This window comes from Coprococcus sp. RTP21204st1_G4_RTP21204_210225 (assembly GCF_040915385.1).
In the GTDB taxonomy this organism is placed as follows: domain Bacteria; phylum Bacillota; class Clostridia; order Lachnospirales; family Lachnospiraceae; genus Allocoprococcus; species Allocoprococcus comes.
Window position 1 is genome coordinate 268,681 of record NZ_JBCPDP010000001.1, and the last position, 13,818, is coordinate 282,498.

Annotated in this window: 11 protein-coding genes; 5 read left to right on the plus strand and 6 right to left on the minus strand. The window is 44.2% G+C overall.

The genetic code is table 11. The features are described 5' to 3' along the window. Positions 1 to 37: 37 nt before the first annotated feature. Positions 38 to 1,321: a S1C family serine protease gene (locus tag AB5213_RS01295; protein ID WP_347007128.1), complete on the minus strand. Its 1,284-nt coding sequence runs from the start codon at positions 1,319 to 1,321 to the stop codon at positions 38 to 40. A 158-nt stretch (positions 1,322 to 1,479) separates the two neighbouring features. On the opposite strand from AB5213_RS01295, the gene AB5213_RS01300 reads away from it, so the two are divergent. From AB5213_RS01300 to AB5213_RS01310, 3 genes are read left to right on the plus strand one after another with little or no spacing between them, the layout of a single operon-like run. After that, positions 1,480 to 3,855 (plus strand): endonuclease MutS2, encoded by a 2,376-nt coding sequence (locus tag AB5213_RS01300; RefSeq protein ID WP_055155536.1) that lies wholly within the window; start codon positions 1,480 to 1,482, stop codon positions 3,853 to 3,855. Positions 3,856 to 3,872: 17 nt separating this feature from the next. Further along, a complete protein-coding gene (locus tag AB5213_RS01305) occupies positions 3,873 to 4,574 on the plus strand; it encodes a response regulator transcription factor (RefSeq protein WP_008368880.1) in 702 nt (233 codons plus the stop codon). After that, positions 4,574 to 5,986 carry a cell wall metabolism sensor histidine kinase WalK gene (locus AB5213_RS01310; RefSeq protein ID WP_055297415.1) on the plus strand — a complete coding sequence of 471 codons (1,413 nt, stop codon included), beginning with the start codon at positions 4,574 to 4,576 and terminating at the stop codon, positions 5,984 to 5,986. The genes AB5213_RS01305 and AB5213_RS01310 overlap by 1 nt, the downstream gene beginning before the upstream one ends. Positions 5,987 to 6,092: 106 nt before the next feature. Here AB5213_RS01310 and AB5213_RS01315 read toward each other — a convergent pair whose 3' ends face one another. Further along, positions 6,093 to 7,313 (minus strand): substrate-binding domain-containing protein, encoded by a 1,221-nt coding sequence (locus AB5213_RS01315; protein ID WP_055247939.1) that lies wholly within the window; start codon positions 7,311 to 7,313, stop codon positions 6,093 to 6,095. 346 nt (positions 7,314 to 7,659) lie between these two features. Between AB5213_RS01315 and AB5213_RS01320 the strand changes: the two genes are divergently transcribed. Further along, entirely contained in the window at positions 7,660 to 7,830 is a 171-nt protein-coding gene (locus AB5213_RS01320; RefSeq protein WP_008368888.1) for a DUF362 domain-containing protein, read from the plus strand. A 234-nt stretch (positions 7,831 to 8,064) separates the two neighbouring features. After that, positions 8,065 to 8,676: a helix-turn-helix domain-containing protein gene (locus AB5213_RS01325; RefSeq protein ID WP_055247937.1), complete on the plus strand. Its 612-nt coding sequence runs from the start codon at positions 8,065 to 8,067 to the stop codon at positions 8,674 to 8,676. A 60-nt stretch (positions 8,677 to 8,736) separates the two neighbouring features. Here AB5213_RS01325 and dnaB read toward each other — a convergent pair whose 3' ends face one another. From dnaB to galE, 4 genes are all read right to left on the minus strand, one after another. Then, complete coding sequence (gene dnaB / locus AB5213_RS01330; RefSeq protein WP_022221098.1) at positions 8,737 to 10,092, minus strand: replicative DNA helicase; 1,356 nt, start codon at positions 10,090 to 10,092, stop codon at positions 8,737 to 8,739. A gap of 13 nt (positions 10,093 to 10,105) precedes the next feature. After that, complete coding sequence (gene rplI / locus AB5213_RS01335) at positions 10,106 to 10,552, minus strand: 50S ribosomal protein L9 (RefSeq protein WP_368276237.1); 447 nt, start codon at positions 10,550 to 10,552, stop codon at positions 10,106 to 10,108. A gap of 1 nt (position 10,553) precedes the next feature. Then, positions 10,554 to 12,602, minus strand: a complete 2,049-nt coding sequence (locus AB5213_RS01340) for a DHH family phosphoesterase (RefSeq protein ID WP_175305157.1) — start codon at positions 12,600 to 12,602, stop codon at positions 10,554 to 10,556. 113 nt (positions 12,603 to 12,715) lie between these two features. Next, on the minus strand, positions 12,716 to 13,732 hold the full coding sequence (galE, locus tag AB5213_RS01345) for a UDP-glucose 4-epimerase GalE (protein WP_022221100.1): 1,017 nt from the start codon (positions 13,730 to 13,732) through the stop codon (positions 12,716 to 12,718). Positions 13,733 to 13,818: the final 86 nt, after the last annotated feature.

The following is a 13,818-nucleotide window of genomic DNA, read 5'->3' on the forward strand; positions in this document are numbered from 1 at the left end:
TATATTTTAAATTTATGGTTGCTTTTTATCTGCAAATCTATTCTTTACTTCCAACTGTCACATCAAATGTTACATCGACATAACCATCTGCGCCACGCCTCTGCCCTTTGATCCTGATCTGTGTACCGGTTCCGGCTTCTGCGATCTGTTTATGAAGTCCTGTTATACCGGTGATATCTGTCTTGTTAATCTCTGTGATCACATCACCATTCTGGATTCCAGCCTGCATCGCAGGCGAATCAGCCTCTACTTCCCTGACATAAATGCCTTTCGGGATTCCCTGTTCGCCGGCAAGCTTCTCCGTCACTACAACTCCGTGAACGCCAATATACGGAACTCCCTGTCCATTTGCCAGAAGTTCGATCTCTTCCTTGATATCCGAAATCGCATAGGCACTTACAAGATTTCCGTCTCTCTGCAGTTCTGACTGGTCACAGATTCCAATCACTTCACCCGCCGTGTTAAACAGAATTCCGCTCCCTTTTTCACTTCCTGCAATATCTGTATCAAGCAGCCGGTACTGCCCGTCCGCCACTGTCCGGTAATTTCTGGTGGAACTGATGATCCCATATCCGACACCACCTGCATATCCAAACTGCTCACCAAGAACGATCACGCCGTCCCCACGGTTCACTGCATTAGAATTACCAAGCATCGCCGTCTGGATCTGGTTCCTCGTACTATCCGACAGATCTGATCTCTTGACCGCAATGATCGCAAGTCCAAGATTCCGGTCCTGCTTTTTCAAAGTTGCGTTATATGTAGTATTGTCTGAAAATGTGGCTTTCAGTGCTTCTGCATCTTTTACAATTCTTGCCGGTGCCGCAATCAAAAGATCTGCTCCATTATCCCAGAAAATAACTCCCGATACAGCCTGCTCCCCTGCATTCTCCCAGCCTTCATCCCGGTGCACGGCATAGATCTCAACCACACTTTTTCCTGCTGACAATGCCACCTGGTATAATGCATGGTTCATCTCCTGATAATCTTCGACAGTCAGATCCGGATACTGAATCTCTTCCTCCTGTGCTTCCTGATCCTTGGTATCCGTCTCATTCTCAACCGGAGTTTCCTCCTGATCCAGCGGAATCGTTACCTTCTCTCCGCCCAGATGTGTCATCGCCCATGGGCGAAGGGCATAAAACGCAAGGCCTGCTGCAAGTCCAAAAATCAGTCCTCTTCCTGCAAGCCTGCACAGATTTCCCATGATTCCTTTTTTACTTCGCTGTTCATCTTTTACTGTTTCCTGCAAAAACGAATATTTTTCTTCCTCACTGTCGTGCGGTTCTTCGTTATGCTTATTCTCTCGATTATCAGACATTGTGCTTCTCCTTAGGCCTCCGGAGTGCTTTCAGCCACACCTGGTTTTAGTATACATGATTCCCCGCAAATGTTCAACGAAATTTCACCTTTCCACTTTCATTTAGACGGTAAATAAGTTAGAATAGAACCAGACAAAATATGAGGTATAAATGTATTATGAATCAAAAATCTTTAACAAAATTGGAATTTCCAAAAATTATAGAGATGCTGACCGATCACGCTTCTTCCCCTGGCGGAGCTTCATTCTGCCGACGGATCAAGCCGATGACCGACCTTAACAAAATCATCACTGCACAGGAACAGACTGCCGCAGCATTTACCCGCATTGTAAAGAAGGGAATTCCTTCTTTCAGCGGCTGCTATGCTGTCTCCGACTCTCTTAAGCGCCTGGAGATCGGAAGTGCCTTAAGCGCACCGGAACTCCTCCGGATCGGCAAGCTTCTTCAGACAACCGCCCGGATCAAATCCTACGGCCGTCATGAAAATGCAGACGATCAGGCAGATTGTCTGGATGTATATTTTGAACAGCTTGCGCCGCTTACACCACTTTCTGCCGAAATTGACCGCTGCATTCTTGGTGAAGATGAGATCAGCGATGATGCCAGCAGCAAATTAAAGCAGATCCGCCGCAGTATTAACGGCATGAATGACAAGATCCATTCTACTATGACCGGACTTTTGAACGGTTCCATGCGCACCTATCTCCAGGATGCCATTATTACCATGCGTGGCGACCGTTACTGTCTCCCGGTAAAAGCCGAATACCGCAGCCAGGTAAATGGTCTGATCCATGACCAGTCAGCAACCGGATCCACACTTTTCATTGAGCCGATGGCCGTTGTCAAACTGAACAATGATCTGAAAGAATTATATGCCCAGGAGCAGGAAGAAATCCAGGTGATCCTTGCCCGCCTCAGTGTGGATGCAGCTGAATATATTGAAGAAATCCGTCTGAACTACAAAGCACTTGTAGAACTGGATTTTACTTTTGCAAAAGGTGCACTGGCACTGGATATGAACGCCAGCCGCCCAGTCTTTAACACCGAAGGCCGGATCCGGATCCGTGAAGGAAGACACCCTCTTCTGGACCGTAAAAAAGTTGTTCCGATCAGTCTGACACTTGGAGATACCTTTGATCTTCTCGTCATAACCGGTCCGAACACAGGTGGTAAGACCGTTTCCCTCAAGACTGTGGGACTTTTTACCCTGATGGGCCAGGCAGGTCTGCACATTCCTGCACTTGACCGTTCAGAACTTGCTGTATTTAACCAGGTTTATGCTGATATTGGTGACGAACAGAGTATTGAACAGTCTTTAAGTACCTTCTCTTCTCACATGACAAATGTGGTTTCTTTCCTAAATCATGTGGATGAGAATTCATTAGTCCTTTTCGATGAACTTGGTGCGGGAACCGATCCTACTGAGGGTGCTGCACTCGCTATCGCCATTCTGTCACATCTGCATAACCGTGGAATCCGCACTATGGCAACGACACACTACAGCGAACTGAAGGTATTTGCTCTTTCTACTCCGGGAGTAGAAAATGCCTGCTGTGAATTTGACGTGGAGACATTGAGCCCGACTTACCATCTTCTGATCGGTATTCCTGGAAAAAGTAATGCTTTCGCGATTTCCGAAAAACTCGGCCTTCCGGATTATATCATCCAGGATGCCAAAACGCATCTGACCGAGGAGGATGAATCTTTTGAAGATCTCCTTACTGATCTGGAACAGAGCCGCAAGACCATCGAAAAAGAGCGGGAAGAGGTTGCTTCTTACCGCCGCGAGATGGAGCGTCTCAAGTCCGAACTCAAGAACCAACAGGAAAAGCTGGATACACAGCGCGACCGGATCATTCGTGAGGCAAATGCCAGAGCAACCGACATTGTTCAGGAAGCCAAAGATTTTGCTGATGAGACAATGAAGAACTTCCGCAAATTCGGCAAAGCCAGTATTTCCGCTTCCGAGATGGAAAAAGAAAGAGAACGGATCCGCAAGCAGCTTTCCAAAACTGAAAATAAAAACCGTCTGGAAAAGAAAAAACCTTCCAAAGCTTACAAGGCAAGCGATTTCCATCTGGGCGATTCTGTAAAAGTACTGAGCATGAATCTGACCGGAACGGTAAATTCACTACCGGATGCCAAAGGCAACCTGTTTGTCCAGATGGGTATTCTCCGGTCACAGGTCAATATTTCCGATCTCGAACTGATCGAAGAACCGCTTACGGTTACTGCAAAGCAGATGCGCAGAACCAGCAGTGGCAAGATGAAGATGGGCAAATCCATGCATGTCAGTCCAGAGATCAATCTTCTTGGCAAAACAGTCGATGAAGCAGTTGCCGAACTTGACAAATATCTGGATGATGCCTATATCGCACACTTAAGTCCGGTACGAATTGTACACGGGAAAGGAACCGGCGCACTCAGGAACGGGATCCATCAGTATCTGCGCCGCCAGAAACATATCAAATCCTTCCGGCTGGGAGCTTTCGGGGAGGGCGATGCCGGTGTAACTATCGTAGAATTCAAATAATCATTGGGGGAACTATCATGGTGACTAAACAGAAAATCTTAATTGTAGATGACGACGAGAATATTGCAGAACTGATTTCTCTCTACCTTACAAAGGAATGCTTCGATACGATGATCGTACACGACGGGGAAGAAGCTCTTACCGCATTTGAATCCTATCAGCCAAACCTGATGCTGCTCGACCTGATGCTTCCGGGCATCGATGGCTATCAGGTCTGTCGCGAGATCCGCAGTAAGCACAATACCCCAATCATTATGCTTTCCGCAAAAGGAGAAGTATTTGACAAGGTGCTCGGTCTGGAGCTTGGTGCCGATGATTACGTCTTAAAACCATTCGATTCCAAGGAGCTTGTCGCAAGAGTAAAAGCGGTACTCAGACGCTATCAGCCTGCCAAACCAGAAACTCCTGCCGCCAGCCGCGGAAAGGTTGTTGACTATCCGGGAATCGAGATCAATCTTACCAATTACGCAGTAACCGTTGATGGTAAGAATGTAGATATGCCGCCAAAAGAACTGGAACTTTTGTATTTCCTCGCCTCTTCACCAAACCAGGTATTCACACGCGAGCAGCTCCTTGACCAGATCTGGGGCTATGAGTATGTCGGCGACACCCGTACCGTTGATGTTCATATTAAGCGTCTGCGCGAGAAGATCAAGGATCATCCTTCCTGGGGACTTAGTACCGTCTGGGGAATCGGTTACAAATTTGAGGTGAAGTAATGAAAAGTACTCTTTACCTTAAATTTATCCTCTTATATATTATTCTCGGATTTTTAAGTATTTTTACAGTGGCATCCCTGTCATCCACACTGACAACCCACTATCTGGAAAGCAGCATTTCCGGCAATATGTATCAGTCGGCGAATCTGCTTGCATCCAATTATCTGCCGGACTATTTTTCCAAAACCATTGCTCTGGCAGATGTTTATACACAGCTCAATGGTATGAGCGATTATCTGAATTCAGATATCTGGTTTGTTGATAATGAGGGATCTTTACTTGCATCTGCCAAATCCGGCGATGTATCGTATGCCCCTTCCCGGATTGAAAATTTTGATCCTGCAGAATCTGGCGGCTCCACTTATCTGACCGGTGATTATCACGGGTACTTCAACTCAGAAATGATCACCGTGATTGCTCCGGTCACAGAGAATTTTTCAACCCACGGATATCTGCTTGTACATAAGCCTTACTCGCAGATCACAGACGCACATTCTGTTCTGATGCGTAACACGTATATCGTGATTCTGATCATTTATGTGCTCTCATTCATTATTTTGCTGGGTGTACATTTTCTGATCTACCGCCCGCTCGTCAAGATTACGAATGCAGCAAAGCAGTATGCTTCCGGCAATCTGGATGTTGTCATCCCGGTTAATACGCAGGATGAGATAGGATATCTTTCCGCATCCCTCAACTACATGTCTTCCCAACTGAAAGATATGGAGGATTACCAGAAGAAATTTGTGGCAAATGTATCCCATGATTTCCGTTCTCCTCTGACTTCCATCAAAGGCTATGTTGAAGCCATGGCGGATGGCACGATCCCACCTGAAATGCAGGGCAAATACTTAAATATCATCTTATTTGAAACAGAACGTCTTACTGACCTTACACGCGATCTGCTGACATTGAATGAATTTGATACGAAGGATCTTCTTCTTGATAAAACAGATTTTGATATTCACGAAGTGATCCGTAACACAGCAGCTTCTTTCGAAGGTACCTGCACTGCCAAAAAAATTTCTATCGAACTTCTTCTGGCAACTCGTACCCTGTATGTACATGCTGACCGGCACAAAATCCAACAGGTTCTATACAATCTGCTGGACAACGCGATCAAATTCAGCAATCCGGAGTCTACGATCACGATTGAAACTACACCGCGCGGTGACAAAGTATATACTTCCGTCAAAGATTATGGAATTGGCATTCCGAAATCAAGTATCAACAAAATATGGGAACGTTTTTACAAAAGCGATCTCTCCCGCGGAAAAGACAAAAAAGGAACCGGACTTGGGCTTTCGATCGTAAAAGAAATTATTCAGGCACACAATGAAAATATCAATGTGATCAGTACCGAGGGAGTTGGAACAGAATTTATCTTCTCCCTTCCACTGACGAAAAAATAGCAAAAAGAAACGGTTGTAGCCGGCATAAATAATATGTCACTCACAACCGTTTTTATATAAAAATGTCTGAAACCCATTTTCCACAGATTTCAGACATTTCTTCTTACTAATAAAGCATCTTCTTAATCGAATCTTTATTCATATTATCTTTTGTAACCCAGGTATATCCGGTACTTACCGTTGCTTCATTTCCCTGACCAAGCACTGCTCTTGCGCAGGCAACAACCGTTGCATAGCCGATTCCGTATGGGTTCTGAACGATCAGCCCATCAATCTTCCCATCTTCCAGAAGCTTCATCTGATCCTCTCCGCCGTCAAAGCTCACTACCTTGATTCGGTCTTCCCCTGTTGTTTTGTCCATAGAGTCCAGGACATTCACCACAAGGTCTGCTACTGTTTCATTGGTTGCAAAAATTCCTTTTACATCCGGATACTTTTCAAGAAGATACTTGATTGCATCCTGCTGTGCCGTCTGGGTATCCCGGCTATCTGCGTTCTCTTCCTCTGCTTTTTGCACATTATCTGCAGTCTCCTGGGAATTCTTTTCAGATGAATCTGCATTGATCTCTTTCGAGATCGCATCCAGATCATCCAGATGCCAGATCTCTGCAACCGTTACATTCGGATCATTCTTTTCCACTTCCTGTACAAATCCCTGCTCTCTTTCTTCAGAAGAAGTAGACTTAGAGTCATGTGCGATTACAAGGATCTGACCACTCTCACCGATACTGTTGCACAGCTTACTTGCTGCTGTTGCAGCGGCAGTTGTATTATCTGTATCAATCATGGATACAATATTCTGATAATCGGTCCCGGAATCAAATGCTACGATCGGAATCCCATTCTCTGCAGCAAGATCAAACTGAACCTCACATGCCCCTGAATCAACTGCTGCGATCCCGACCGCAACCGGATACCGTGCAAGCTCCTCATCCAGAATATTTACCTGATCATCTACATCATTCTCTGTCTCCGGTGCAGAATAAACAAGCTTTACTTTATCATTCCCTTTATATCCCAGGTTTGTATTAATATCCGCTACCGCCTGCTTTGCACCTTCCTGAACAGCTTTCCAGTATGCGGAAGAACTTCCTCTTCCTATAATAGAAATCGAGCTTCCTTTCTCCAGATTCAGTCCCTGCACATTGCCATATGCAGATGGCTGTAAAACATCCAGGTTACTCTGATGCTCATTCTCTTCCCTTGTCTCATGACTGAATGTCTGCTCTTTTCCTGTACCTGCATCATTCTTGCTTCCAGTTCCACATCCACCAGTCAAAAGTGCCACACAAAGTACAGCCGAAAGTATACTCCACCGTTTTTTCATAAATCCACTCCACTTTCTCTATCTTAAAATCAGTTTCATTATTGGTTATAAAATGATACAGTACCCACTATACACCAAATCGCCCGGGAAAGGTAGAAAAATTTCTTAAGATTTCATAAATTCTTTTTGTTTTCATTTGTGAGTTTTATATTACTAACCTTTTGGTTTTATATTTCTAACCAAAGAAATGCCCATTTCGCGCTATTAGTTTGACATTTCTAACTCGATTGTATCTATTTTTAAGCATAAATTCCTCTTGTATATTTTCAAGTTCTGTATTAGAATAAAGTTATGCGAAAGGCATATCGATTTTAACTTTTTCATAATAATAAGGAGGATACATATCATGGCACACGTAATTTCAGACGAATGTGTAAGCTGCGGAGCTTGCGAAAGCGAATGTCCAGTAGGAGCAATCTCTATGGGTGCAGATCATATGCAGATCGATGCTTCTGCATGTGTTGACTGTGGCGCTTGCGAATCAGCATGTCCTACAGGAGCAATCAGCGCTGAGTAATCAGAACACGTAGATTGAATAAGACAGTAAGAAAGAGACGGTTTTCATCTGAAGATCGTCTCTTTTTATGTATACGTCTGAACCAAATACAGATCCAGTAAGCATCATCCTATCTGACATTCTTCCCTCTGCAACATTTGTCGAACGATTTTTCTTTCCATCTCTTCTTCTTATGCTACAATAGACTTGTACTCAATCTATATCACATACTTATTTTAATAAGGGGGTTATCGTATGGGCGACGTTCATTACATGATCTCAGAAGCTGCCAAACACGTTGGCGTAGAATCACATGTTCTTCGCTACTGGGAGGAAGAGCTTGATCTTCCGATCGGACGCACTGAGATGGGACATCGGCACTATACGGAAGAAGATATACAGCTTTTTAGCTGTATCAAAGAACTCAAAGAACAGGGACTACTCCTGAAGGAGATCAAACAGCTCCTTCCGGACATGCTTCGCACAAAAGCACTTCTGAAGGCCAGAAAATCGGATGCACCAAAGGCTGCCGCTTCGATAAACGAAGTTGCTGACCCCCAGGATCCGGCTCTTTCTGTTTATACAGCGGACAACCTTTCTCTTTCTGTTTATCAGCCTCTGCTCGAAGAGTCTCTCCGAAAAATTCTTTTGGAAAACAACCAGATCCTGGAGGGGTCTCTCGGCAAATCCGTATCTGAAAAAGTAACAAAGGAAATGGATTTTCTTTTACAGGCAAAAGAACGCCTGGAAGAAGACCGTTATCGGAAGCTTGATCATTTACTTCGTCAGCAGCAGGCGCTCCGGAAAGAAGCTTCAAAATCTGCCGCCGGACATTACCTGCGGAAATTATTTGGCGAAACCACATAAAAGTCAAAAGACAGCGAACAGTTTTGATTCTGTTCCCTGTCTTTTTCATTTCATAATTTCTCATTCCCCATCCACAACTTTTCGTTCTGAATTGGCAAATTTCGTGTACTGCGGAAGCCATGTAAGTGTTACGGTTCCAATCGGACCGTTTCTCTGTTTGGCAATAATAATCTCTGCCTCATTGACATGCTCCGTATCCTTATTATAATAATCATCTCGATAAATGAACATAACCACGTCGGCATCCTGCTCGATTGCTCCGGACTCACGCAGATCAGAAAGCATCGGTCTGTGATCTGGTCTCTGCTCAACCGCACGGCTCAGCTGTGACAGCGCAATGACCGGCACACTTAATTCTCGGGCAAGCGCTTTTAAGGAACGGGAAATATCGGAAATTTCCTGTTGACGGGACTCATTACGTCCACCAACACTTCCGCTCATCAACTGCAGGTAGTCGATGATGATCAGCTCAAGATTATGTTCCATTTTATATTTTCTGCATTTGGAACGCATTTCCGAAATCGAAATACCCGGTGTATCATCAATGATCAGGTTCGATCTTCCAATTGTTCCGGCACCTTCGATCAGCTTTTCCCAGTCAGAATCCTTCAGATTACCGGTTCTTAAAAGCTGTGCATCTACATAGGATTCCAGCGAGAACAGACGGTTTACCAGCTGTTCCTTTGACATTTCCAGACTGAATATGGCAACTGTACGGTTCTGTTTAAACGCCACATGCTGTGCAATGTTCAGTACAAACGCCGTCTTACCCATAGAAGGACGGGCTGCGACCAGGATCAGATCGGAGGGCTGCAGACCGGATGTCTTGTAATCCAGGTCAATAAATCCAGTCGGAATTCCTGTAACAGTTCCCTTACTCTTAGATGCTTTCTCAATTTTCTCAAGGGCATTTAACACTACCTGCTTGATCGGCACGTATTCACCGTTTCCTCCGCGGTTCTGCACCAGCTCAAAAACCTGCTTCTCTGTCCTTTCAAGGATCGCCTCCAGCGGCTCCTGTCCCTGATAACATTCATCCGCAATCGCTTCATTCATCTTGATCAGACGCCTCAACGTTGCTTTTTCAGAGACGATCTCTGCATAATACTTTACATTTGCCGAGGTTGGAACTGCTGTTACCAGATCCCGGACAAATTCAAGACTACTGATCTCTTCCGGAACAGCTTTTTCACGCAGACGGTTCTGCAGTGTAATCAAGTCAACGGGTTTTCCCTCATTAAAAAGTTCTACCACTGAATCGAAAATTACACCATATGCCTTTTGATAAAAGTCGTCTCCACAAATGATCTCGGCAGCTACTGTAATCGCATCCCGGTCCATCAGTATCGCTCCAACAACAGACTGCTCTGCCTCTATGCTGTGTGGCGGTACTCTCTTAATGAGTGCTTCATCCATGTCTCAGATCCTCCTAAGCTTCCCCAACGTGCACTTTTAATTCAGCAGTCACTTTCTGGTGAAGTTTGACCGGTACAAGATGCATTCCAGGTGTACGGATCGCTTCTTTAATCTGGATCTTTTTCTTATCAAGATCATATCCAAGCTGTTCTTTTACTGCAATTGCAATTTCCTTTGAAGACACAGAACCGAATGTTCTTCCACCTTCCCCGGTCTTGATCTTGAGTTCTACTTTTGCTACCTCTAATTTCTTTGCAAGTTCCTGCGCTGCTTCCAGATGCTCCTGTGCAACCTTTTCTTCATTCTGTTTCTGAAGCTTTAAGTCATTTAAATTCTTTCCATTTGCTTCCAGTCCAAGGTTTTTTTTGAAAATGAAGTTTCTTGCATATCCGTCACTTACATTTACAACCTCGCCTTTTTTCCCAAGGGATTTTACATCTTCCAATAAAATAACTTTCATCTTAAATATCTCCTTCTTCTATCATAATATCGATTGTCTTTTTCAGAGTTTCAATCGCTCTTTCCATATCGGAATATGGAAACTGGGCACCGGCAGTGTTGATATGACCGCCTCCGCCGAGCCGCTCCATAATGATCTGTACATTGATCTCATCAATGGAACGTGCACTGATGTAAATCTTACCATTATATTCAGTCAGTACAAAAGAAGCCTTGATCTCCTCAATATTGAGAAGCTCATTTGATGCCTGTGCTCCGATAATAGTGGGACTTTCAATTCCCAGATGTTCGCCTCGTGCGATCGCAAATACATCCCGATATACCTCAGCACTGCTGATTACTGCAGCTTTTGCCCGGTAAGATGCCATATCATCACGGAGGAGTTTTCTTACATAAGTAACATCTGCGCCACATCTTCTCAGGTACGCAGCTGCCTCAAAGGTCCGGACTCCTGTTCTGGACATGAAATTGTTGGTATCAACCAGAATACCTGCATACATACTGTTCGCTTCCATGGAATTCAAACGCAGATCATCGCCGATATACTGAAGAACCTCTGCTACCATCTCACACGCCGAGGAAGCATATGGCTCAATATACGACAGAACCGCATTCTCAATCACTTCATCACTCTGTCTGTGGTGATCCAGAACCGCAATCGTCTTCGTCAGGCGAAGCAGGCGTTCACATTCTGTCATCTTTGGCTTATTGGTATCAACAACAACTACCATTGTATTGTCATCTGCCAGTTCCTCCGCCTCATGAGAAGTCACAAACAGATCATCCGGATACTTCGGATCATCAGTAAATGCTTCATAAAGCGGTCTGAGTGTCACAGAAATATCGTTCAGGACAATATTGACTTTCTTTTCCATCGCACTTGCTGCCCGGTAAATACCGATTGCCGCACCAAATGAATCCACATCTGCCATCTTATGTCCCATTACGATCACACGCTCTTTTCCGGTGATAAACTCCCGGAGTGCTTCTGCTTTTACTCTTGCTTTTACCCGGGTATTCTTAGCAGTCTGCTCACGCTTTCCGCCATAATAGCTGATTCCCTTGTTATTCTTCACAACTACCTGATCTCCGCCTCTTGCAAGTGCAAGATCGATCGCTATACGGGCATAATTATATCCTGCAGCATAGGTATCTGTACTGAGTCCAAGCCCAATACTTAATGTAACCGGAATCTGATTGCCGATACTGACTCCTTTTACCTCATCAAGTAAAGAAAAACGGTCTTTTTCCATTCGATTGAAGCTTTCTTTTTTAATTACAACAAAATATTTGTCTTTCTCAAGCTTCTTCACAATACCGGAAAAATCCGCAATATACTGGTTGATCTTACGGTCGATCAATGCCACCAGAAGAGACTGCCTTACTTCCTCAACACTTTCCATGACCTCTTCATAGTTATCAATATAAACCAGTCCGGCCACCAGCCGCTGCTCTTCATTCGCCCGGATATACCGGTTCAGCTCTGTCACATCCTGAAGATGTATCGCAATAAAATATTCCTTTTCCTCCGGTATCTCCAGAAGCTGCTCTGTCTCACTGAAACCTTCGACCGATACGCACTGGATCTCAGCCTGATAATCTCTGTCAAGATAATTGAATTCCAGGCTTACCGATTCATTCTCTTCCTTTGGAAATACGCCCCGGTTCAACTCCGGAATATATTTACTCAGATAGGTATCCTTCCGGATAGTCGTCCCAAGGACTTCCCGGAACTGTGTGTTCGTCCAGATGATTTTTCCATCATCCAGTAAAATCGCATATGGAATCGAAAGTTCCTTCAGAAGTGTATTCTGGACAATCCCGTACTGCGCTGCAAACTCTACCATGTCTGCCAGAATCAGAGACTTGTTGTAAAAATACATAATGCCAATGACGACTGCATAAACCAGCACAAACGCACTCATAAGCAGCCCGGCCTTTCGATCCATCCTGAAGATCCAGATATTCATCAGGATAAGGAAAAGAATCATAATTCCCGGCCATTGCATATACAATTTCAGTTGTCCCTTTAACTTTATATCCTTTTTCATCTTTCAGCCCTCTTAAAACCTATAGATATTTGTATTATATCACCTTTCCGGATATTAGGGAACTAAAAAATGTGCCAGGGAACGTACACCCTGACACATTTTTCTTTCTTTTATTAAGCTTCGTATCCATTCGGATTCATTGTCTGCCATCTCCATGAATCCTCACACATCTTGTCGATTCCGCGTTCTGCAACCCATCCGAGCTCGTTCTTTGCTTTTTCTGCATTACAGTAGCATGTTGCGATATCTCCGGCTCTTCTTGGCTTGATCTGGTAAGGGATCTCTTTTCCACATGCTTTTTCAAATGCATGCAATACATCCAGTACTGAATATCCCACTCCGGTTCCAAGATTATAAATGCTTACGCCTGATTTTTCCTGGATCTTCTTCAGCGCCTTTACGTGTCCAATTGCAAGGTCAACCACATGGATGTAGTCTCTCACACCTGTTCCGTCCGGTGTATCATAATCATCACCAAATACCCCCAGGCATTCCAGCTTACCGATTGCAACCTGTGCAATATATGGAAGCAGGTTGTTCGGGATACCCTTCGGATCTTCTCCCATCAGTCCACTCTCATGTGCGCCGATCGGATTGAAGTAACGAAGAAGGACAACATTCCACTCCGGATCTGCCTTATGCAGGTCTGTCAGGATCTGCTCAAGCATCCATTTTGTCCATCCATAAGGATTCGTACAGGTTCCCTTCGGGCATTCTTCTGTAATCGGGATAAATGCCGGATCACCATATACCGTTGCTGAAGAACTGAAGATGATGTTCTTCACATTATGGTTACGCATAACATCACAAAGTGTAAGTGTACCTGCAATATTGTTCTGATAATATTCAAGTGGCTTTGCAACAGATTCTCCGACTGCTTTAAGTCCTGCGAAATGAATGACACATTCTACACTTTCTTTGTCAAAAATCTGATCCAGTGCTTCTTTATCTCTGATATCTGCTTTATAAAATGTAACGTTCTTACCGGTGATCTTCTCTACACGTCTGATTGCTTCTTCAGAAGCATTGCAAAGATTATCTACTACAATAACTTCATATCCTGCATTCAGCATCTCTACACATGTGTGACTGCCGATAAATCCGGCTCCGCCTGTTACTAAAATTGCCATGATTTTTTCCTCCTGAAATTAGAATCATTTACTTTTCTTTACACACTATAGCACACATCCTGCCTATATGGAAGTGTTTTTACTAA

Bases quoted from the DNA above. Each gene is read 5' to 3' on its own strand.
- rplI (WP_368276237.1), bottom strand. From the start codon at position 10,552: ATGAAAGTTATTTTATTGGAAGATGTAAAATCCCTTGGGAAAAAAGGC.
- AB5213_RS01300 (WP_055155536.1), top strand. From the start codon at position 1,480: ATGAATCAAAAATCTTTAACAAAATTGGAATTTCCAAAAATTATAGAG.
- AB5213_RS01325 (WP_055247937.1), top strand. From the start codon at position 8,065: ATGGGCGACGTTCATTACATGATCTCAGAAGCTGCCAAACACGTTGGC.
- AB5213_RS01310 (WP_055297415.1), top strand. From the start codon at position 4,574: ATGAAAAGTACTCTTTACCTTAAATTTATCCTCTTATATATTATTCTC.
- AB5213_RS01295 (WP_347007128.1), bottom strand. From the start codon at position 1,321: ATGTCTGATAATCGAGAGAATAAGCATAACGAAGAACCGCACGACAGT.
- AB5213_RS01320 (WP_008368888.1), top strand. From the start codon at position 7,660: ATGGCACACGTAATTTCAGACGAATGTGTAAGCTGCGGAGCTTGCGAA.
- galE (WP_022221100.1), bottom strand. From the start codon at position 13,732: ATGGCAATTTTAGTAACAGGCGGAGCCGGATTTATCGGCAGTCACACA.
- AB5213_RS01305 (WP_008368880.1), top strand. From the start codon at position 3,873: ATGGTGACTAAACAGAAAATCTTAATTGTAGATGACGACGAGAATATT.
- dnaB (WP_022221098.1), bottom strand. From the start codon at position 10,092: ATGGATGAAGCACTCATTAAGAGAGTACCGCCACACAGCATAGAGGCA.
- AB5213_RS01315 (WP_055247939.1), bottom strand. From the start codon at position 7,313: ATGAAAAAACGGTGGAGTATACTTTCGGCTGTACTTTGTGTGGCACTT.
- AB5213_RS01340 (WP_175305157.1), bottom strand. From the start codon at position 12,602: ATGAAAAAGGATATAAAGTTAAAGGGACAACTGAAATTGTATATGCAA.